Below are 20,565 nucleotides of genomic sequence, written 5' to 3'. Positions count from 1 at the left end.
TGGACTGTCAAAACGCTGACCCTGAGCGTAGTCGTTACCCTGAGCGTAGTCGAAGGGTCACACGTAAACAATCAAACAAAGGAGTTTATTCATGTCTGCTACAACCGACGAAATCTTGGAAAAGCTAAAATCCCTGACGTTACTCGAAGCGTCGGAATTAGTTAAGCAAATCGAGGACACCTTTGGCGTTAGCGCGGCTGCTCCTGCGGGTGGCATGATGATGATGCCCGGAATGGCAGCGGCTGGTGCGCCTGGTGCTGCGGCGGAAGAGGCGGAAGAGAAGACAGAATTTGATGTCATCTTAGAAGAAGTTCCCGCTGATAAGAAGATTGCTATCCTGAAAGTCGTGCGAACCATGACTGGGTTGGGACTCAAGGAAGCCAAAGATATGGTCGAGTCTGCGCCCAAGCCGATTAAAGAAGGGGTAGCAAAAGAATCCGCAGAAGAAGCCAAGAAGCAGCTTGAAGAAGCTGGTGCTAAGGTTTCCGTGAAATAGAACTCTGTCGGGGCAAGTCATGAATTGCCCCCACAATCGATAGATTGAATTCATCCCCCGGATCAACACGAACGGGGGGTTTTTTCATTTTTGGGTTGATCAGTGAAGACAGATGATATCATATCATTGCTTAGAAGACTGTACCTCATCATGAAATCTGCTGTAAATGTGTGACAGTTTACAAACTCTCCCCTTGTTAAGGAGAGGGAATTCTCATCCGGAAAAAATAAAAAAAAATGTGACAGTTAATCAATAGTCTACTGGCTGATCACAAATCATGAAAAGCTAACTATAATTTTCCATTCTTTTAATAATATTTGCCTTTGTTTCTATGTGTATGGGAAAATCTAACAAAAAACAATCGAAGAGTTTTCCTGAAAAGCTTAATTCTTAAGATGTCTAAGGATTTTCCGCAAATTCATCCATCAAAAAATTGCTAAACCTGGAACATTGACTCGATTAAAAACGACTTGAATAGTAACAACGCAACACTACACCCTACCTATTGATGGATGTTACTATGAAACGCAACCTTAAGTCTTTTGTTACCTTTTCAACCCTAGCTGCTACCGCGATCGCGCCTGTTTTATTATCGGCTGATATGGCGTCTGCCAAGCCCACGGGAACTGATGCCAACTATATCGGTGCTGGTGTCGCTGCAGGCGTGACCAACGGTGGACAAAATAACGATGCCGCAACATTTGGCGGGAATATTCAAGGTCGTGTAACGACTTCAAAAGCGCCAGTTTCTCTGCGCGGTGCTGTTCTATTCAGCGATGATACCAGCGCCATTATGCCAATTGTTTCCTACGATGTTCCTGTTACGAACAACGCTAATGTTTATGTAGGTGCTGGCTATTCCTTCATTGAAGAAGACGGACAACCAACTCCATTAGGAAACAAAAATGCGCCTGTGGTAACAGTCGGTGCTGAAGCTCAATTTGGTCGCAATATTGTGGTTTATGGCGATACAAAACTCGGTATCGAAGCCTACGAAGATAGTCCAGCGTCTGCGGTTAGTATCCAAGCGGGTGCGGGTTACCGCTTCTAAACCATAACGCTCTGGTCAACTAACCCTGTAGAGACGTAGCATGCTACGTCTCTACACTACAGATTTTTCTGTTCAGGAATAATATTTAATAAAAATTAATAAATACAACCTGATAAAAATGGCGGATATCTTTACCATAAAATTACAGTAAACTTTGTTCGCCAAGATACAGGGCGGTTAAACTTGAAATAGAAAAGCAGCGTAACCAAATAAAGAGGTAAAGATCATGACTACTGAACTCAGCCAAGTTTTATCAATGATTTTGATCGTTTCTGTTTTCTCAATTGTTCTGTCGCCCGTGTTGTGCTGGATTCTTCCCGCCCGCGCTCCCAAAAAAACCGTGTAGGAAAGGTATTGAGCCAGCTATCTGATTCTTTGACGCGACATCGACAGACTTTTAACGCCGTGACTAGAAGGTATGAGAGCGCAGCGAATTCATCAGGGTGATTATTTCATGAAACTTATAGGTCTATTAGCCCACCGTCTCGTGGTGGGTTAATTGTTGGTTCGAGATAACAGAGCGAGACTTGTCAGAGTATAGTGGGAAGAACATTCCGTTTTGGGAACCATTCTCGGAACGCCACCGATGTATCACAAGCTCAAACAGCTCTGGCTAGCCATTACCAACAACCGAGGCGATAACCACCCGCGATCGCCTAATTCTCCTCTGCAAACTCCTATCCCCCTGTTATTGTACCCTGAGACTCAATCTCAAGCCGACAACTCAGACGAGATCCAGGAATTAAAACGGATCAATCAGCAACTACGGCGCGAGATTGCAGAACGAGAACAGGTTGAGCAGGTATGGCGAGAGCGAGAGACTTATTATCGAAACATTGTCGAAAATGCCAATAGCCTGATTTTACGCATCGATACTCAAGGTACAATCACCTTTTTAAACGAATTTGCCCAACAGTTTTTGGGTTACCCGGAAGCAGAAATCCTGGGACATTCTGCGGCGGAGACGATTATTCCAGAAACCGAGACATCGGGACGGGACTTGACTACTCTGATCCAAGACATCATTCAACACCCCGATCAATACCGCTACCACGAAAACGAAAATATCCGGCGGGATGGTAGTCGCGTCTGGATAGGGTGGACGAATAAAGCGCTCATTGATGGATCAGGACAAGTGACAGGTATTCTCTGTATTGGTCACGATATCACCGAGCGTCATTTAGCTCAAAACGCTCTGCGCTTGATGAATGAACAATTGGAACAGCGAGTTGCTGAACGCACAGCGGCGTTAACCGTAACCAATGAGCAATTGCGCCAGGAAATTACTGAACGTCAACGGGCGCAGGAAACGGAACAGCAGTTAATCGCTTCACTGCAAGCGGCGAAAGACCAGTTACAAGCGATTTTAGATGCTGTACCCGGATGTGTGTCCTGGATGGGGACAGATTTGAAGTACCAAGGCGTTAACAGTTATCTAGGTAAGACATTCGGATTATCCGCTGCAGCATTTGTGGGGAAGGAACTGGGGTTTATGAATTCCACCCCCGGATTTAAGGACTTTATTGCCCAGTTTTTTGCTAGTCCCCTCCAGGAAGCCAAGCGAGAAATTGAAACCTTGATTGGTGATAACTGTCGGTATTATTTATTGGTTGCTCAGAAATACCAACAGGGTCAAGCCGCTGTCTGTGTCAGCGTGGATATTACTGAACTCAAACGCACCGAAGAGGCGTTACGGTTGAGTGAGGAAAAGTTTGCTAAAGCCTTTCGCTGTTGTCCCAACTCGATTACGATTAGCACCTTAGCAGATGGACGGTATATCGAGGTCAACGAAACCTTTATGCGGTATTCCGGCTATCAGCGCCAAGAGGTGATTGGTCGCACCGCTGAGGAATTGAATATCTGGGTGCATCCTGAGGATCGCGATCGCATGGTTCATAGTCTACAGCACAACGGTGCGATTACGAATCAAGAATATGAGTTTCGCACCAAATCGGGTGAGATTCTCATTGGTTTACTCTCCGCCGAGATTATTAATTTAAGGGGAGAACGGTGCTTACTGGCACTAACCCATGATATTACCCAGCGTAAATTAGCTGAACAGCGTCTCAAAGAGAGTGAAATCCAATATCGGGCAATTTTTGAAGCCACGACAGATGGCTTAATTATTAGCGATTTAGACGGGCAACTCGTGGAGGCAAATCCAGCCGCGTGTCAAATGCATGGTTATTCCTATTCAGAGTTTATCCATCTTGATCCCGAACGTTTTATTCATCCCGACTCCCATTCAATATTTTATGAGTATCTTACTGCTGTCAGACAGGGAGTTCCCTTTCAGCGGGAAGCGGTGGATTTGCGTTCTGATGGTACGCCGTTTCCCATTGAGGTACGGGGAACCGGGTTTATGTACAAAGGAAAACCCCATCTTTTAGCCGTGGTGCGGGATATTACAGAACAAAAGCAAGCCGAAGCCCGGTTACGAGAAGCGGCTGAACGCGATCGTTTGTTGGGAGAAATTGCGGCTCGAATTCGCCGATCGCTGGATCTGAATGAAATTATGAATACGACCGTAGCAGAAGTGCGCCAGTTCCTGCAAGCGGATCGGGTTCTGATTAGTTATATGGATGGGGCAATGCATGGCAAAGTTGTGGCAGAATCCGTGGCGGATAATTTTTCCTCCTGTTGGGATTTAGCAGTAGAAAACGATGAGTATCTTCAGGAGTTAATTGCTTTATTTGAACATACTGATGTCCAAGTTATTAACGATACCGCTCTTTGGGAAACGTCCCCGGAACGCGCCGAATATTTGGATCAATTTCAAGTGAGAGCCGCGTTAGCCGTGGCGATTGTCGTGGATGAGCAAATGTATGGCTTATTAGTGGTGCATCAATGCACAAGTCCGCGTCAGTGGCAAGCCTTGGAAGTGGATTTACTGCGCCGTCTAGCGACACAAGTAGCAATTGCGATTAAGCAGGGACGATTATATCAACAGCTTAGCGAACTGAATACGAACTTAGAGTATCAAGTTGAAGAAAGAACGGCACAATTGCAGCAAAAAATGCAGGAACTGCAAGAACTGAATCAAATCAAGGATGTGTTTTTACATGCGGTATCTCATGATTTACGTACACCCGTGATGGGGATGTTAATGGTCTTGAAGAATTTACTCAATAGTTATTTTTCTACGCTCGATCAAGAATCAAGGACAAATGACCAAGGACATAAGACAATTCCCGTCCCACGTTCTATTGTAGAGCGGATGATCCAAAGTAGCGATCGCCAGCTTAATTTAATTAATTCGTTATTGGAAATTCATGCGGCTGAATCTTATGGGATTCCTTGCGAGTGCGAACCATTACAATTGAGTCAACTCATTCAAGAGATTTTGACAGAGTTGCAACCGTTACTGGCAAAAAATCAAGTGACGTTGACCAATCAAGTTGCCGATGATTTACCATTTGTGAGTGCTGACGTCAAGCAATTGTGGCGAGTTTTTGAGAATATAATCACTAATGCAATGAAACATAACCCGCCCGGAATTCACCTAACCCTGAGTGCGACGGTGGTGGAGGATGCTGTTGAAGGAGAGAAAGTGCGTTGTGCGATCGCGGATAATGGGGTAGGGATGGAACAACAGCAGTGCGATCGCCTTTTTGATCTCTACTATCGCGGCGCTTCTTCTCGCAGTTTAAGTGGTATTGGTTTAGGATTGTATCTGTGTCGGCAAATTATTAAAGCACACGGCGGCGAAATTGGCGTGATTAGTTCTCCAGGAGAGGGAACAACTTTTTTGTTTACGTTACTCACATCTTCTACCAGTCAAAGGTAAGTAACTAGGTGGACACAATAAAAGCTAACGGTGGAGATGGTCATTCGTCATTTGTCATCCTCGTAGTGCTATAAAAGGGAGAGTCAAGCCGAATTTGGGATAAATCTCTAGAAATTTTGACGATGCACTCGTACCCGTTTAGAAGGATTTTGCTTCTGCACCCAGATTAAAAATTTCTGCATTTGAGGTTCATTTTTTAGCTTATCCAAAGAATTGAGTTCTTGGGATAAGTGGGTATTGTCAAACAGAGAATGGATTTGTCGATGACAAGCAGAACAAATCATGGCGGTGGGAATTGTCTCGGCTTTTTTCTTTTTTGCCTTCTGTCGAGGAATTAGGTGATGAATCGTTAAACGCTCAACATCTCGTTCACATAATTGACAAATCATCGTTAGTCGTAAACTATTACAGACATTAAAGGGAAAGCTTTACAAGTGCATCTTTGACGGCTGACGGCAATTGTCGCAGAATCTTGCCTTTCTCCCGGTCAACAGCCACTAACGTCACCCGACCGGTTACATAGAGTTCTTTACTATCAGGCGATTGAATCTGGTAATCCCAATAGATGCGAACGCCGTCCATATCCGTCATCCGGGTTTTGACAATAGCGGTTTGACCCATACGAAGCGGACGGTGATAACGCACAGAGAGGTCAACCACGGGTAATTCACATCCCATCGCCACTAATTCAGCATATTCGATGCCGATAGATCGTAAGCATTCTACCCGTGCTTCTTCCATCCAGGTTATATAATTACCATGCCAAACCACGCCTGCATAATCACTGTGGTGAGGATGTGCCCGCACCGGATATTCAAACCAGTGTTCGGTTGTGGCGGTTAAAGAATGACTTTGGATGGCGCTGGTGGGTGGAAGTTGAGCCGAAGATTGAGAATTGTCAGACATATTATTCAACTAAGCAAGAACGTACCTGTTTCACTACCTAGATAACACAGGAGTACCCGTAAACTGCAAGCGGGAATAACCGACACATCTAAATTTGATTTAGAACAATAGCTTAGTTTTACAGTTTGTTAGTGTCCTGTTTTTTTGAGTTTCCATACTATGTATCCTGATCTGTTTTCCGTGGACGCCCTCCTCGCTAACCCTTGAACTAACTCTGGGGGAAACAAAAATTCACAAAAGAGTCACCGACAAAGCAAACTCAATTTATTGTCATTTGTCATTTGTCATTTGGCTCAAATCTAAACGACAAGAGGGCGGGTTTTGTTGATCAGTTATCGGTATACCCGCCAATTAAACGGCTAAACCCGCCCCTACAATACGATATAACTTCTGCCTCCTGCCTTCAAAAAGCCTTGTTTCTACTTCGCTTCCATCCAATTTTCCCCTTCACTCACATCTACCACTAACGGTACAGTCAACTCAACTGCTGATTCCATCGTCTCTCGAATTTTTGGTTGCAACTCCTCCCATTCATCCGGTGGAACTTCAAAGACTAATTCATCATGAACTTGTAACAGTAATCGCGCCTGGTAATCCTGTAAAACTTCATGCATTTTTACCATAGCAATTTTGATAATATCAGCACTAGATCCTTGAATCGGAGCATTGGCAGCAGCTCGGAGCAACCCAGAGTCATATTGACCAATTCCCTTGAATTCGTCAAGATCAATCTCTTGGGGATTTTTACCTTTAGCATCGCGCAGTCTGTTGCTATTGAACTCAAAGTAACGGCGGCGTCCTAAAATCGTCTCAACATAACCCTTCGCGATCGCGTCCCCTTTCATTTGCTCCAAATACCCGAATACTTTGGGATAACGCTGCTTCAATCGGTCAATAAACTCCTTTCCTTCTGCCGCCGATACCCCCGCTTCCCTAGCAAATCGCTGGGGTCCCATACCGTAAATCACGCCAAAGTTAATCGTTTTACCCAATCGCCGTTCCTCTGGTGTTACGGTTTCTTTTTCAAACAATAATTTAGCCGTTACTGCGTGAATATCCTGATTATTCCGGTAGGTTTCCACCAGTACGGGTTCTTGACTCAGATGTGCTAAAATCCGTAACTCAATTTGGGAATAGTCTGCGGATACTAATAACCAACCCGATTCCGGTAAAAATGCTTTGCGAATTTGGCGACTAAACGCCGTCCGAATCGGAATATTCTGTAAATTAGGATTCGATGAGGATAGACGCCCCGTGCTGGTTATGGTTTGATTAAAATCAGTATGTATGCGTTGGGTATCTTTATGAACCAGTTTCGGCAAAGCATCAACATAAGTGGATTTTAACTTAGAGAGGGTGCGGTGTTCGAGAATGGTATCAATAACCGGATGATCCCCTTGTAGCTTTTCCAATGTGGCATGATCCGTGGAGTACCCTGTTTTCATTTTGCGCGACTTGCGGCGGTCGAGATTCAGTTTTTCAAACAGTAATTCACTTAACTGTTTTGGAGATCCTAAATTAAATTCTTCTCCGGCTTGCTTGTAAGCGTTCTGTTCAATGTCTACGAGTTTCTTTTCTAGAGATTCCGAGAGTTCTTTGAGATAAGCCGTATCAATACGAATTCCTTGATATTCCATCTGGGCTAACACAGGTTCTAGAGGTTGTTCAACTTCCAGCAACAACTTTTCTATCGCTGGAATTGCCTCCAGTTTTTCTCGCAGTTTTGGCACTAGTTTAAACGTGGCATAAACTTGCATCCCACAGTAATTTGCCACTGTTTTGCTACTCAATTCAGCAATGGTTTTTCCTTTGGGAATCTTTAAGTCTTTGTAGCTTTTTAGCTGAATTTGGGGGAAGTAGCGCTCCGTTAAGCTATTGAGGTTATGACTATTATCTGGATTGAGGACATAACTGGCTAGCATCGTATCCATGACTACCCCAGCTAGTTTAATCCCCTGAGTCCGCAACACCAGACGATCAAACTTTACATTTTGTAGCACTTTGGGATAGCGATCGCGCTCTAAAATAGGACGCAGTGCTTCTAGAACGGTCTGTTGGTCTAAATTCTGACCCTGGTTATGGGCGATCGGGATATAAGCAGTATCTGTTGCTTCAAGTCCCCAACAGCAACCAATACCCACCAGTTCGGCGTTCCGTGGCTTCAAATCACTGGTTTCTGTATCCCAAGCCACTGGAGTTTCTATGTTCGTACAGTTTTCCAAAATATCGACCAGTTGGTCTAATTTATCTTTTGTATCAATAATTCTAGGTTGAATTGGACAACTGGCTGCCGCTTGTTTCTGATAGTCTTCTGTTTCATCGGCTGTCCAGAAAGACAGATCAGGACTATTGTCTTCAACCGAGGGGTCTGATTCTGTCCCTGTATCTTCCACCACGTTTCCACCAAAACGCTGCTGAATTTCGTCAATTTTCTTTAAGAAAAACTCGAATTCCAGTTTTTGTAAGAAAGGCTTAAGTACAGAGGTATCAAACCCCTCTAACTTGCCCGCCTTTAATTCCACATCCACAGGTGCATCAAATGCCAATTGCGCTAAGTACTTAGAATGTTCAGCGTCTTGCTTTCCGGTTTCCAGTTTCGTTTTTACCGCACCTTTAATCTGATCGAGAGATGCATAAATCCCTTCTAGGGAACCAAAATCATTCAGTAACTTAACCGCCGTTTTTTCGCCAATTCCCCTCACTCCGGGAATATTATCGGATTTATCGCCACAAAGGGCTTTGTAATCCACCACCTGTTCGGGTGTAATACCCAGTTTATTTTTTACCCCTTGGGTGCTATATTCTTCCAGTCCAGTGGAACTGCCGCTTTTTAATGCCTTATGGCTGAGATAGAGAACTGTAATTGACTTTTGTGGATCGATGAGTTGAAATAGGTCGCGATCGCCGGTTAAAATTTTTACCTGATACCCTTCATCAGTCGCCCGATGTGCCAAGGTGGCTAAAACATCATCAGCCTCATAGCCCGGAACCGCCAATACGGGTAAATTCAACGCCGTCAGCAATTCTTTGAGATTCTGCAAATCCGGGATAAAGTCTTCCGGTGTTTCCGGTCTATCGGCTTTATAGGTATCGTCAGCTTTGTGGCGAAACGTGGGCAATTCTAGGTCAAACGTCACCGCCATCGCCTGAGGTTGCTGGGAACTGATCACCTCTAACAAGGATTTGAGAAAGCCAAAACACACACTGGTGGGTATTCCACTTTTGGTTCGCAGTCCCCCATCTCGTCCTTTGGCGAAGGCGTAATAGGAACGAAACGCGAGAGAATGACCGTCAACCAGAATAAATAGTGGTTTTTCTGCCGTTGTTGAATCGGCAGAGGGAGAAGAATTAGACACAGGCGTTGATTGAGACATAGGCTCATTTTAGCTTAATCAACCAGAAGCCCCCTGCCCTACTCGTAGAGAGATGTGGGATGAATCGCGAGTCAACCCCAAGTCGAAAATTGACCAATTACTCATTGGGACGATATTGGTTTTCTCGTAAGAATTAGAGCCGTTTAAACCCGGTATAGCAATGATGTCACAGTTTGCTGATTTTCGGTAAATATACTCAAGCAACTGTTCAGCTTGAGCAGTTTGCTCTAGGAACAAGCTGATACAACTGCCTCAATCCAAGAGCGGCAACTTTTCCGAACGCCTCAGTTTGGAGTACGCCGCCAGTTAGGTGGGGGAGAGCCTGTGGACTGTTCAAGTGCCGTCACTGTCAGGATGAAGCAGGAAGTAAAGGCAGTAAGCGGCAAAGTTGTCCACTTGTGGGTAGCTTTGAGTCCGTTTTATGTAACTGTAACGGTTCTCCACCTTTGGATTTAATAGAAGTCTTCATTTGGAGGTATAGGCAATTTGTCAAATAATTGTTACAGTTTTTAATATAGCTTGGGAACGGTTGACCCGTTCACAGAACCTGGCCCCTTGCCAAATGCAGGCTTGTGTCATCTGAACGTCCATTTTTTCTAGCATTCAAGGAGATAACCATGTCCCAACCCATGCAACTTTCCCTAGAACAACAATTTAATATCCGCTCGTTTGAAACCCAGGTGCAGAAAATGAGCCGTGAGCAAGCTCAAGACTTTCTGGTTAAGCTCTACGAGCAAATGATCATGCGTGAAAATATGTACAAGGAGTTTCTCAAACATGAATGGGGTCTAGAACCCAGTTAAAAGTACGAGCAGTGGTCCCTATGTAGTGGGCGACCTCCGTCTCTTGCTCGGTTCCTACGGTGGAAAGGGGCTGGGGATGCTGGGGCGTCAACTCTAGTAAGGCTTCGGTCGGAATGGAATAAGTTGTAAGTAATGCGTCATCAAGCGTTGGATTGATTGGCTCGAATACTTCATTCTCTGAAACACACAACGCCACACGAGTGACAAGAGAGTGTAGCGAACTGGCTGAAGTGATTAGCTCAACAATGATTTATTACAATTAAGCAAGAATATTCTTGTCCTCATCTAGGAATAAAGCTGCGTCCCCAACTGGTTTCGACTTATACCTGTGAAGAACTCGAGCTGCGCTGTCAACATTTATTCCGCTATTTTCTGATTCCTTATAACGGCGGTAAGGCGTCGGAGTATCTGTTGCAAAAGGTGAAAGCTTATGCTCAAAAGCGCCCGGATCACTCACTCTCTGAGTGCTTGTTAATGTGGGTGATTGAAGAAGTGGGACGTAAACCTGTTTCCAAGGAGCAACAAGTCCAAGTAGCACAGGAAAAGCTGAAGCAGATTAAAGCTGACTTAGAAGCGCTGGGTTTACAAGTTAAGACAGAAGTCCGAGTCGGTAATCCTTATCTGGAAGTTTTAGATGCGGCGACAGTGTTTGACATCAGCGCGATCGCGGTTTCCTCTGAAACAATCGGCAGTATTATTGAATTGCCTATCCGTAGCTTTGCTGGGGAATTAATGCGGCGTAGTTGGCATCCCGTTCTTTTCTTTCCACCACCGAGTTAAATTGATTGGTCAGGGAACTTCTGCTATACTGGCTTAGCGAAGCCCTGCCGTAGCTGTTGCGCTCGCTGCCTGAGTTCAGCAATCAACTCCTCTTCTCTCAAGACAACACCACCTCTGGTAATTTGTTGCTTCGCTTGAAGTTTGTGCGCCAGTTGATGGCAGAGCTGACATTTGCCTAAAATACCCATAATTGATGGGGAAAATTTCGCAAAAACGAATTCATCTTCTGAAGTAAAGCCCTTTTTGTCAATTCGCTGCGATAAGTCTTCGTGAGGGTTTGAATGAGGTTTGAGCTTGTTGATAAATTGGGCAACAGCAACAACCTCTTTTTGGCGATTCAACAGGGGCCACGCCAGGATAGTATAAGTGCGATACCCTGTTTTTTGATCCGTTTTCTTCGCTTGTTCTGAACGGGGGTCGTCGTAGACATCAAAGGGAATATTGATCATGTTGGACGAGTGGGCAGCTAAACCAACAATTCCCTTGTTCATGGGGATATCAATGATTAAAGACCCCCCTTTTCCATCCTCAGCGATTAAAGAACCAACTTCCTTCTTGTGCTGATCGATCAAAAAGATGCTGGCGCGATCAGCACTCAGCAAGTCTCCAGCTTTACGAGTGATACGACCTAACATTTCACAAAGAGTGCGTACCAAATCCTGTAACGCTTTATCTACCGTATCTTTTTCGACGGAAAAATAGGAGTTAATTTGATTCTCACCCGAATTAAAGGCTACAGAAGATAAAGAGGTGAGCGATGATTCTTGTCCCTCCAAGCCAGCCACTTCTCGCCAATCCAGTCCTAATAGCTGACAAATTTGCAGAAAGTTCAGCCGATTAACTGGCTGACCTTTGAGAAAAAGATTATTAATTACAATAGGTAGCGATCGACCTAGCTGTTCAGCTAGCTCTTGCTCTTGTCCGTTACTCTTATATCTCCAAGCTTGTTCGACAGCTTGGATATATTTAGGATGCACACTCAATGTTTTTGACATCGACATCATACAGGAGTAGCGGAATTCTACTTTAAGGATACAATAACTTTCCCGGAGCTAGCATCAGCCAATTAACGTAATCTGAATACGATATTTGTCTTAGTACACCTTTATCATTCGTCAGGGAACAGGGAACAGGATAAGGTAGAGTTGTGAGTTAACTCACAACTCCCCCAGCTTCCCCAGCTTCCCCAGCCCTACCTACTTTTCCTTTGCCTCGTCCGGGGACTTGGCATCAAAGTAAGCTTCCAACACCTGCTTAACCATCGGTGCAGCTACGGAACCGCCACCACCACCGGAATGTTCAGCAAAAGCGACCACGACAATCTCGGGTTTATCGAATGGCGCAAAGGCACCAAACCAGGCGTGAGGCTTTCCAGGTGGCGCTTCGGCTGTGCCACTCTTTCCAGCTACCGGCGGTAGATGAGGCACATTTAACACTTGTCCCGTACCACCATCAACCACCGCTCGTAATCCCTTACGTAGTGTCTCTATCGTTGAAGGCTTCATTTCCATTGACACCCGCCAATTGCTTAACGCCTCATTGTCCTTATGTAAATGCGGTTTAACTCGATAGCCACCATTAGCCGGAACAGCAAACATGACTGCCACTTGCAGGGGTGTTGCCTGAGTAAATCCCTGACCAATGGACATATTCACGGTATCTCCCACTGTCCATTCCCAGTTGAAGCGCTCTCGCTTCCAGGTATCATCCGCAATCAAACCGGCAGCTTCTTCAGACAACTCAATTCCCGTGGGTTGACCAAATCCATAGTTCCTTGCCCATTTAATCAGAGTCGGTCCACCTACCCCTTTGCCAATTTGACCATGAAACGTATTACTACTCCACGCCATAGCTTGCTGGTATCCCAACGGGCCAAAACCGGCACGGTTCCATTCGCCAAAGGATGTACCCCCAACATTCAGGGCGGCAAAGGTGGGCAACACGGTACCTGGTCCAAATTTCCCTGACTCCATACCCGCTGTTTGGGTCACCACCTTAAACGTACTCGCCGGGGGAAATCCGCGCATCGCCCGATTGACAAAGGGATTTCCTTTCCCTTGCAATTGCTTCCACATATCTGGAGTAATCCGGCTTGAGAAAATGTTGGGATCGAATGTAGGGCGGCTAACCATGGCTAAAACCGCTCCATTTCTGGGATCAAGGGCGACAATCGCACCCTTTTGATTGCCCAATGCGGCTTCGGCTGCCTTCTGGGTCTTTAAATCAAGGGTAATTTGCAGGTCTTTACCTGATTTTGCCTCTTTCTCACCCAGAATCCTCAGAACTCGACCTGCACCATCGACCTCCACTTGCTGACCGCCCCATTCTCCTCGCAGGGTTGGTTCAAAGGCTTCTTCAACCCCCATCTTCCCAGCAACATCGCCCATGCGATACCCTTCAGCGCGACGTTGTCCTAGTTCTTGATCATTCAGTTCCCCAGTATATCCCAAAACGTGAGCACCTACATCCCCATTGGGATAGTCCCTTACCGCTTCGATATCCACCTCAATGCCATCCAGTTGATGGCTATACTCCTGTAAAGCGGTGATTTGGGCAGGTGAAAGCCCCCGTTCAATTCGGATCAGCGAGGGTGAATCAAAGCCAGCCCGTTCGACTCGTTTTTGAATCTCATCTTCGGGAAGATCTAACAGTTGGGATAGACGTTGGCGCGTTTGGGGCCATTCATCTTTTTTCAGCGCCACGGGCCATAAGAACACTGAATGAGACAAGCGAGAGCTGGCAAGCACTTTGCCCTTGCGGTCGAAAATATTGCCCCGCACTGGTTGCTTCGGCACCAGCCGAATCCGGTTATTTTCAGCCAGTTGTCGGTTACGTTCTCCCTGAACCAACTGTAAGTACGCCAAACGAGAACCCATTGCCCCGACTAGGAACAAACTGACAATCAGCATGACAATGACCGATTGGTAATTGCGTCCAACGGTACGGGGTGTCGTTTGGCGACCTCCGGAATAGGGCTGAATCACGGTCATAGTAAACGGCTTCTCAACTCTCTTTAGTAGTTTGTACTCAGTCTAGTGTTGATTGTGACGCTTTTTTCACAGAAGTGGCTTATCTGTGCCAAACTAGGTCGTTAACCCAGTCGCATCAAGGTGAAATAATAGCGCATCCTTTCCTCGAATGCATTTTTAGCGGGTCAATTCTTTGAAGCCACCCCGCCAGGTTAGTAGACAGATAAAATAGACCCAAGTATAAAAAAAAGGATTAACGAATTCACATTGGATCGGGTTTCATTGGTTAAATCAGGGCGACTTTGCGCTAGTGAATGAATTATTATGTTTCAACCTTCCGTTAAAGACCAACGCGCTCCGGATGCTACGGCTGAGCTTGATGTTGAACTCCGCAAGGTTTTCAAGGTTTTCAATGGCGAGACAGCGGTTCGGGGAATTGACTTGAAGATCCGACGGGGAGAATTTTTTAGTATTCTCGGTCCATCGGGTTGCGGTAAAACGACTACCCTGCGCTTAGTGGCAGGATTTGAGTCTCCGTCTGCAGGTGAGGTTTTGATTCAAGGGCAACCCATGAATCACATACCTCCTCACCGCCGACCTGTCAATACAGTATTTCAAAGTTATGCTTTATTCAATCACCTGACGGTTGCGGAAAATGTCGCCTTCGGGTTGCGACTGAAAAAGCTCAAGGGGACAGACGTTGAGGAGCGAGTCAAACAAGCCCTCAAACAGGTGCAAATGGAAACTTATAGCAATCGATTTCCCGCTCAACTGTCTGGAGGACAACAACAACGGGTAGCATTAGCACGAGCCTTGGTGAATCGTCCTACTGTTCTATTGTTGGATGAACCCTTGGGGGCGTTAGATTTTAAGCTTCGCAAAGAAATGCAGGTGGAACTCTCCAACTTGCATCAGGATTTGGGGTTAACGTTTATTATGGTGACCCACGACCAAGAAGAAGCCTTGAGCCTGTCTGATCGGATTGCCGTGATGGAGGCGGGGAAGATTGAACAAGTGGGCAACCCCACTGAAATCTACGAACGTCCCCGTACCCCCTTTGTGGCTAATTTTATCGGTGATACGAATCTGTTTAAGGGTCGCCTGCACGCTGCTGATTCTTCTACGCTACAAATTATCACGTCCAGCGGTTTGGAAATGGTTGTGCAATCCCCTGACGCCAAAGAATGGGCGAGTAACTCTAAGGAAATGGTGGTTAGCGTGCGTCCGGAGAAAATTCGCTTGAGTCTTTCACCACCCAACTCAACCGTGAATTGCTTTGAAGGTCGTCTCAAACATGTTATGTATCTGGGAACTCACGTTCACTTGGTCGTGGAACTCCTAACCGGCGATCGCCTGACGGTTATGCTGCCGAATAATGCTATGAACAAGCTACCCGAACCCCATACCTCAGTGTACGCCCGTTGGGCAACGACCGATTGTATCGCGTTAGAGGAGTAATTACTATGGCATCATCAGGAGTCAGGTTGTTTTTAGCCGAATTGGAGTCGCACTGTAACTCGAGTGCGATCGCGACGTTCCTCAATAGTGATGGAGAGTCGTTTGCCATTGACCTTAATCGTCAGGGACATAAGGTAACGTATGGAACAGATTTGGATATCAAGGAATTCTTTGTCGCCAAACTTTTGGGGGGGTGTCAACCTCATGGTTCGTTGATCCTGCGTTCGTTTACGCCGGATATTGACGAATTTACCCAGTTACCCATTAAAGAATTACGCGGCTATGTTCTGCAAGGGACGGGGAATGATCTGGAATTTGAAAAACTTCCCCCCAAGGTCATGTTTGCCTGTCACAACACCGATGCCGAAACTGGGGAACCTTTACCCCTAGAACAATCTGTCCGCTATTGCTAAAGTTGTTGTTCGTCCTTTGTCCTTTGTCCTTTGTCCTTTGTCCTTCGTTAGGGAACAGGGAACACCTCGACTTACCTCGGCTTCGCTCGGTAACACGCTCGGTGTGTCACAGGGAATAGGGAATTCTTAGTTGTCCTTGGTTGTTGACCAATGACTATTAATGACTGGTTGCTAATAGCGTTAAAGCAATGACCAATGACCAATGACCAATGACCAATGACCAATGACCAATGACCAATGACTAATCAGCCAAGATCCCGAAAACGACCAAACCGCCGTCAGTTTTTACAAGCGGCGGCTTCAACCTTACCCTGGCTAGCGCTGTCAGGGTGTGGCTGGAGACTGGCGAATGTGCGTCCGGCGGCGGGGAGTCAAGATGATGCTAATCTGTTATACATTTACACTTGGGCTGGCTATACTGACCAAGATTTGTTAGACCGCTTTGAGGAAGAAACCGGGATCAGAGCGATCGCGGATGTCTATGATTCTAATGAAGCAATGCTGGCTCGATTGCAAGCGGGTGGTGGGGGCGCTTATAGCATCATTTATCCTTCGGAGTACATGGTGCAAAAGATGATCAATATGGGGATGTTGCTAGAACTCGACCAACCCCGCATCGAGGGTATGTATCGGTTGTTTCCCCGTTTTCAGCAAGCCGACTATGATCCGGGGAATCGCCACTCTGTTCCTGTCAGTTGGGGAACTACCGGCTTGGTTTACAATACCCAGCAAGTCCAACCCCCGCCAGAGGATTGGGATTATCTGTGGGTGTATCAGCAGCAGTTGGCAAAACGGATGACGTTGGTCAATGATGTGCGAGAAGTTATGGGTGCGGCGTTGAAAAAGTTGGGATATTCTTACAATTCCACCAACGTGGAACATATTCAAGCGGCATATCAAGCCCTGATGGACTTAAAACCTGCGATCGCGTCTTTTACATCTGATGCTTGGCGTCCCCAGATTCTCAGTGGAGATTTAAAGATTGCCATGTGTTATTCGTCCGATGCCACGGAAATCATGCCAGAAAATGAAGATTTACGCTATGTGCTTCCAGAAAGTGGCTCCTCTCTCTGGATTGATACCCTAGCCATTCCCAAAACCGCTCCCAATGTCGAGGGCGCTTATGCTTGGATTAATTTTATGTTGCAGCCAGATGTCGCCGCACGCATCGTGGAACGCCTAAGTTTTGCGACGCCCAATAAAGCTGCTTATAATCTTTTACCGCCTGACCTGAAAAATGATACCAGTCTATTTCCTCCAGAAGAAGCCCTGGAACGGTGCGAAAATTTGGAACCATTAGGAGAAGTTGAAGCCGTCTATGACCGCTATTGGACGAAATTGACCAGCTCTTAAATGCTGGCTATGTCAATAATTCATAATTAATACTTATACCGTGTCTACCGACAAAAAAGTTTCCCCCACCTCCTTACCCAATCCCGCAGCCACAGATCATAAGGCTGAATCCTCATTTATCGAAGAACCCACCCGTTCTCGACGCCAGTGGTTAGAACCCTTGGCGTTATTAGGACCGGCTGGACTGTGGCTGTTTTTATTGTTGGTTTTACCCACTCTGATCATCTTTGAGTTGAGCTTGGTTCCTGATATTAAACCGGGGGATATTGTGAACCCGTCGGGACTGGATAACTATCTGCGCGTCTTTGAACCAATCAATCTGCAGGTGATGGGGCGATCCGTGTTTTTTGCAGTAGGTACGATGGCGATTTGTCTGGTGTTGGGGTTTCCGGTAGCCTACTGGATTGCTCAGATGGCACCGAAGCGCTGGCAGAATTTACTCCTGTTAGGGTTTATCCTACCCAATTTTACCTCCTCCCTGTTGCGCTCTTATGCCTGGATTACGATTCTGCGACCCACCGGGGTACTCAATAGCATCTTAACTTCGATTGGCTTACCCGCGTTGGAACTCTTAAATACCAGTTCGGCGGTATTAATTGGTATGGCGTATAGTTATTTACCGTACATGGTATTGATTCTCTATGCGTCCTTAGAGAAATTAGATCGGCGTTTATTGGAAGCGGCGGCGGATTTGGGTGCTAATCCGGTGCAAACGTTCTGGAAGGTAACTATACCCCAAACCTTTTCCGGTATTGCGGCGGGTTCGATTCTGGTGTTTATTACCGCTTTGGGGGATTTCGTTGATCCGGAGTTGTTAGGGGGGGCTTCCAGCATGACGGTATCTCGTCTCATTTACAACCAGTTTCTGGGCGCAACCCAAAACTGGGGATTTGGTTCAGCGCTGAGTATGGTGTTAATTTTTGCCGTGAGTATTGCGATCGCGCTTTTAATTAAGTACGGGGATATGGAACCGCAACGCTAGTTCGTTCTTCGTTGACTAATATTCAGCCACTACGTTTTCGCTTTTCTACCCAAGAAAATTGCTATTTGTAACAACTCCTAAACTTTGGTAAATACTGTTTGGCAGCCAGAGAGAACCATGTTACTTTGAATATGGAGATCGTCCTCCAGAGACAATAACTGGAGAAAAACCAAGGAAGAGTCAGAGGTGATGACGATCATCCCCAATCTTTGGCTCTGCCACAGAAGTAACCAACCTAGCGTAGCCTTAAGGGGTTAGATTCGGTGAAAACCGAAACCCAACTCAAGTCCAGAAAGACACATTTATGCGGGTCAATAAGCGGTGAACCTGTGGAATTTGTAAACATTAGTAAGCTCAGATTAAAACCTGAAAAATCAACGGCTTGAAAAGTCCTAATAGAACGATCACTTGGGTCTAATCTCTTTGGTTAGACCCATTTGATTATGATTATAATTAGGGTCTGCTGAATAAGTCTTGTGGTGAGGGGAGGCAATAGGGAACACCTCGACTTACCTCGGCTTCGCTCGGTAACACGCTCGGTGTGGAATAGGCAACACCTCGGACTTCGACGTGAGCGCTCAGTCGAGAGAAAATTTGGTGCTTAGGTCGGCGGAACGTCTGTCAATTGTAGGGGCGGGTTTAGCCGTTTAATTTTGTTATCTACCGATAACCTCTCAACAAAACCCGCCCTGTGTCATAAACAACAGCTTATACGTTTACCGAACACTAATCGGTTCAGTAGGTTGATTCAAACCCCGTTCTGCCAGCACCGTATTTTCGAGAACCGTAAGTGCTTGCTTGTATTGGGGATCTTCGATTGTGGCACGTAACATCGGTTGTGTAACCAAACGCCGCTGTTGAGCGCTAGTTAAATCAATTTTCACATCAGGGCTAATTCCTTTGTGATTAATATCAATCCCACTGGGAGGATAGTAGCGGGAAATCGTTACCGCTAAACCTGAACCATCAGATAAAGAATGGACAGACTGCACGACAGCTTTACCAAACGTCGTCGAACCGACAACCCTCGCCCGTTTATTATCCTTCAGCGCACCCGCTAGAATTTCACTGGCGCTAGCTGAATAGCCATCAACTAAAACAACTAGGGGAAGCTGAGTTAGTGCGCTTTGGTTGGCAGAAAACTTTTGTTCTCCACCTTTGCGATCAATAGTGTGGACAATCTCACCCTCATCGAGCCACATCCGGGCAATTTCAATACTGGCGTACAATAATCCACCAGGATTACCACGCAAATCTAAAACATAACCATTCACATCTTGGCTATTCAGATTGCGAATTGCCCGTTGCATTTGTTCTGGTGCGTGGGAACTAAATTCATCAATGCTGATATAACCCACCCGCATCTGACCTTCCTGCTTGAGGGTATAGTGTACAGACGGTAGCTCAATCTGAGCGCGGGTTAAAGTAACATCAAAGTGATTTTGCCCTTGACGAGATATTTTTAGAGTGACGGATGAGCCAACTTCGCCGCGAATTAACGCCGAGGCTTCTTCCGCACTCATCCCTTGAGTGGATTTGCCATCAATGGCGATAATTTTGTCTCCAGATTTAAGTTCGGCTTTGAATGCCGGTGAATTTTCAATCGGCTCAATAATAACCAGCTTCTGGGTTTTCTCATCCACACCCATGCGAATCCCGACGCCAGACAGTTCACCTGCTGTTTGATCCGTTAACGCTTTGAATTGTTCGGGTTCTAAAAAGCGAGTATAGGGATCACCGATGGGTTCTAGGGCGTCGCGAATGGCTTTGTAGGCTTGTTCGGAAGACGTATAATTGCGGTTGAGTAGCTGCTGACGGGTCGCTTGCCAATCCACTTGATTGAACGAGGGATCAACGTATTCCTGATTAACAAGTTGCCAAACTTCATCAACAACCGTCTTGGGACTATCCTCAAGCGCCGCAAAGACGGAGCGATTACTGCCAATTGGGGCTAACCATGATAATGTGGCTGTTGTTGCGATCGCACCCGTTACGAGGATGCTTTTCAGCCAAGGGAAGGTTTTAGAATATTGATTCATGGGAAATACGTCGAACAGACTATGGGTTGGTTTAAAGCGGACAGTCAAAGCGTACCCAGTCGTTAGCTGCAATAATTAGCATTCCCTGAGTAGGGATAGCATGGTTCTGGCGGCATCAAATCCGTCTATTGCTACTATACTCAACTTATCTGGC

15 protein-coding genes are annotated in these 20,565 nt (G+C 45.9%); 9 read left to right on the top strand and 6 right to left on the bottom strand.

Annotated elements, in window-relative coordinates; all coding sequences use genetic code 11:
* Nucleotides 1-91 precede the first annotated feature (91 nt).
* From rplL to MC7420_RS38140, 3 genes are all read left to right on the top strand, one after another.
* A complete protein-coding gene (gene rplL, locus MC7420_RS14485) occupies nucleotides 92-496 on the top strand; it encodes a 50S ribosomal protein L7/L12 (RefSeq protein WP_044207234.1) in 405 nt (134 codons plus the stop codon).
* A 520-nt stretch (nucleotides 497-1,016) separates the two neighbouring features.
* Nucleotides 1,017-1,547 (top strand): outer membrane beta-barrel protein, encoded by a 531-nt coding sequence (locus MC7420_RS14480; RefSeq protein ID WP_006101116.1) that lies wholly within the window; start codon nucleotides 1,017-1,019, stop codon nucleotides 1,545-1,547.
* 559 nt (nucleotides 1,548-2,106) lie between these two features.
* Nucleotides 2,107-5,334 (top strand): PAS domain S-box protein, encoded by a 3,228-nt coding sequence (locus MC7420_RS38140; RefSeq protein ID WP_006101267.1) that lies wholly within the window; start codon nucleotides 2,107-2,109, stop codon nucleotides 5,332-5,334.
* A gap of 107 nt (nucleotides 5,335-5,441) precedes the next feature.
* On the opposite strand, the gene MC7420_RS14470 is transcribed toward MC7420_RS38140, so the two are convergent.
* The 3 genes from MC7420_RS14470 to polA form a co-directional block, all read right to left on the bottom strand.
* On the bottom strand, nucleotides 5,442-5,723 hold the full coding sequence (locus tag MC7420_RS14470) for an HNH endonuclease (RefSeq protein ID WP_006101268.1): 282 nt from the start codon (nucleotides 5,721-5,723) through the stop codon (nucleotides 5,442-5,444).
* Between the two features lie 25 nt (nucleotides 5,724-5,748).
* Nucleotides 5,749-6,240 carry an acyl-CoA thioesterase gene (locus MC7420_RS14465; RefSeq protein WP_006101147.1) on the bottom strand — a complete coding sequence of 164 codons (492 nt, stop codon included), beginning with the start codon at nucleotides 6,238-6,240 and terminating at the stop codon, nucleotides 5,749-5,751.
* Nucleotides 6,241-6,659: 419 nt separating this feature from the next.
* Nucleotides 6,660-9,614: a DNA polymerase I gene (gene polA, locus MC7420_RS14460; protein WP_006101216.1), complete on the bottom strand. Its 2,955-nt coding sequence runs from the start codon at nucleotides 9,612-9,614 to the stop codon at nucleotides 6,660-6,662.
* A gap of 617 nt (nucleotides 9,615-10,231) precedes the next feature.
* Between polA and MC7420_RS14455 the strand changes: the two genes are divergently transcribed.
* Both MC7420_RS14455 and MC7420_RS35205 read left to right on the top strand, forming a co-directional pair.
* Entirely contained in the window at nucleotides 10,232-10,417 is a 186-nt protein-coding gene (locus tag MC7420_RS14455) for an NblA/ycf18 family protein (RefSeq protein ID WP_006101159.1), read from the top strand.
* A 252-nt stretch (nucleotides 10,418-10,669) separates the two neighbouring features.
* Nucleotides 10,670-11,197, top strand: a complete 528-nt coding sequence (locus MC7420_RS35205; RefSeq protein ID WP_083799023.1) for a universal stress protein — start codon at nucleotides 10,670-10,672, stop codon at nucleotides 11,195-11,197.
* A gap of 23 nt (nucleotides 11,198-11,220) precedes the next feature.
* On the opposite strand, the gene MC7420_RS14445 is transcribed toward MC7420_RS35205, so the two are convergent.
* Both MC7420_RS14445 and mrdA read right to left on the bottom strand, forming a co-directional pair.
* Nucleotides 11,221-12,192: a GAF domain-containing protein gene (locus MC7420_RS14445; RefSeq protein ID WP_006101227.1), complete on the bottom strand. Its 972-nt coding sequence runs from the start codon at nucleotides 12,190-12,192 to the stop codon at nucleotides 11,221-11,223.
* 201 nt (nucleotides 12,193-12,393) lie between these two features.
* The gene (gene mrdA / locus MC7420_RS14440) at nucleotides 12,394-14,187 is read right to left on the bottom strand and encodes a penicillin-binding protein 2 (protein ID WP_006101282.1); all 1,794 of its coding nucleotides are present in this window, start codon (nucleotides 14,185-14,187) and stop codon (nucleotides 12,394-12,396) included.
* 303 nt (nucleotides 14,188-14,490) lie between these two features.
* Here mrdA and MC7420_RS14435 point away from each other — a divergent pair, with 303 nt between their 5' ends.
* From MC7420_RS14435 to MC7420_RS14420, 4 genes are all read left to right on the top strand, one after another.
* Nucleotides 14,491-15,624 (top strand): ABC transporter ATP-binding protein, encoded by a 1,134-nt coding sequence (locus MC7420_RS14435; RefSeq protein ID WP_006101203.1) that lies wholly within the window; start codon nucleotides 14,491-14,493, stop codon nucleotides 15,622-15,624.
* Between the two features lie 5 nt (nucleotides 15,625-15,629).
* Nucleotides 15,630-16,037: a hypothetical protein gene (locus tag MC7420_RS14430; protein WP_044207232.1), complete on the top strand. Its 408-nt coding sequence runs from the start codon at nucleotides 15,630-15,632 to the stop codon at nucleotides 16,035-16,037.
* 237 nt (nucleotides 16,038-16,274) lie between these two features.
* Entirely contained in the window at nucleotides 16,275-17,390 is a 1,116-nt protein-coding gene (locus MC7420_RS14425) for an ABC transporter substrate-binding protein (RefSeq protein ID WP_006101075.1), read from the top strand.
* A gap of 118 nt (nucleotides 17,391-17,508) precedes the next feature.
* Nucleotides 17,509-18,372, top strand: coding sequence for an ABC transporter permease (locus tag MC7420_RS14420; protein ID WP_044207328.1), 864 nt, complete (start codon nucleotides 17,509-17,511; stop codon nucleotides 18,370-18,372).
* A gap of 716 nt (nucleotides 18,373-19,088) precedes the next feature.
* On the opposite strand, the gene ctpB is transcribed toward MC7420_RS14420, so the two are convergent.
* The gene (ctpB, locus tag MC7420_RS14415) at nucleotides 19,089-20,411 is read right to left on the bottom strand and encodes a carboxyl-terminal processing protease CtpB (protein WP_006101123.1); all 1,323 of its coding nucleotides are present in this window, start codon (nucleotides 20,409-20,411) and stop codon (nucleotides 19,089-19,091) included.
* Nucleotides 20,412-20,565 lie beyond the last annotated feature (154 nt).

The sequence above is a fragment of the Coleofasciculus chthonoplastes PCC 7420 genome (assembly GCF_000155555.1).
Lineage (GTDB): Bacteria > Cyanobacteriota > Cyanobacteriia > Cyanobacteriales > Coleofasciculaceae > Coleofasciculus > Coleofasciculus chthonoplastes_A.
This window is presented reverse-complemented; position numbering and strand designations above follow the sequence as displayed.

Bases quoted from the DNA above. Each gene is read 5' to 3' on its own strand.
- mrdA (WP_006101282.1), bottom strand. From the start codon at position 14,187: ATGACCGTGATTCAGCCCTATTCCGGAGGTCGCCAAACGACACCCCGT.
- polA (WP_006101216.1), bottom strand. From the start codon at position 9,614: ATGTCTCAATCAACGCCTGTGTCTAATTCTTCTCCCTCTGCCGATTCA.
- MC7420_RS14470 (WP_006101268.1), bottom strand. From the start codon at position 5,723: ATGATTTGTCAATTATGTGAACGAGATGTTGAGCGTTTAACGATTCAT.
- MC7420_RS14435 (WP_006101203.1), top strand. From the start codon at position 14,491: ATGTTTCAACCTTCCGTTAAAGACCAACGCGCTCCGGATGCTACGGCT.
- MC7420_RS14480 (WP_006101116.1), top strand. From the start codon at position 1,017: ATGAAACGCAACCTTAAGTCTTTTGTTACCTTTTCAACCCTAGCTGCT.
- rplL (WP_044207234.1), top strand. From the start codon at position 92: ATGTCTGCTACAACCGACGAAATCTTGGAAAAGCTAAAATCCCTGACG.
- ctpB (WP_006101123.1), bottom strand. From the start codon at position 20,411: ATGAATCAATATTCTAAAACCTTCCCTTGGCTGAAAAGCATCCTCGTA.
- MC7420_RS14430 (WP_044207232.1), top strand. From the start codon at position 15,630: ATGGCATCATCAGGAGTCAGGTTGTTTTTAGCCGAATTGGAGTCGCAC.
- MC7420_RS14465 (WP_006101147.1), bottom strand. From the start codon at position 6,240: ATGTCTGACAATTCTCAATCTTCGGCTCAACTTCCACCCACCAGCGCC.
- MC7420_RS14445 (WP_006101227.1), bottom strand. From the start codon at position 12,192: ATGTCAAAAACATTGAGTGTGCATCCTAAATATATCCAAGCTGTCGAA.
- MC7420_RS14425 (WP_006101075.1), top strand. From the start codon at position 16,275: ATGACTAATCAGCCAAGATCCCGAAAACGACCAAACCGCCGTCAGTTT.
- MC7420_RS14455 (WP_006101159.1), top strand. From the start codon at position 10,232: ATGTCCCAACCCATGCAACTTTCCCTAGAACAACAATTTAATATCCGC.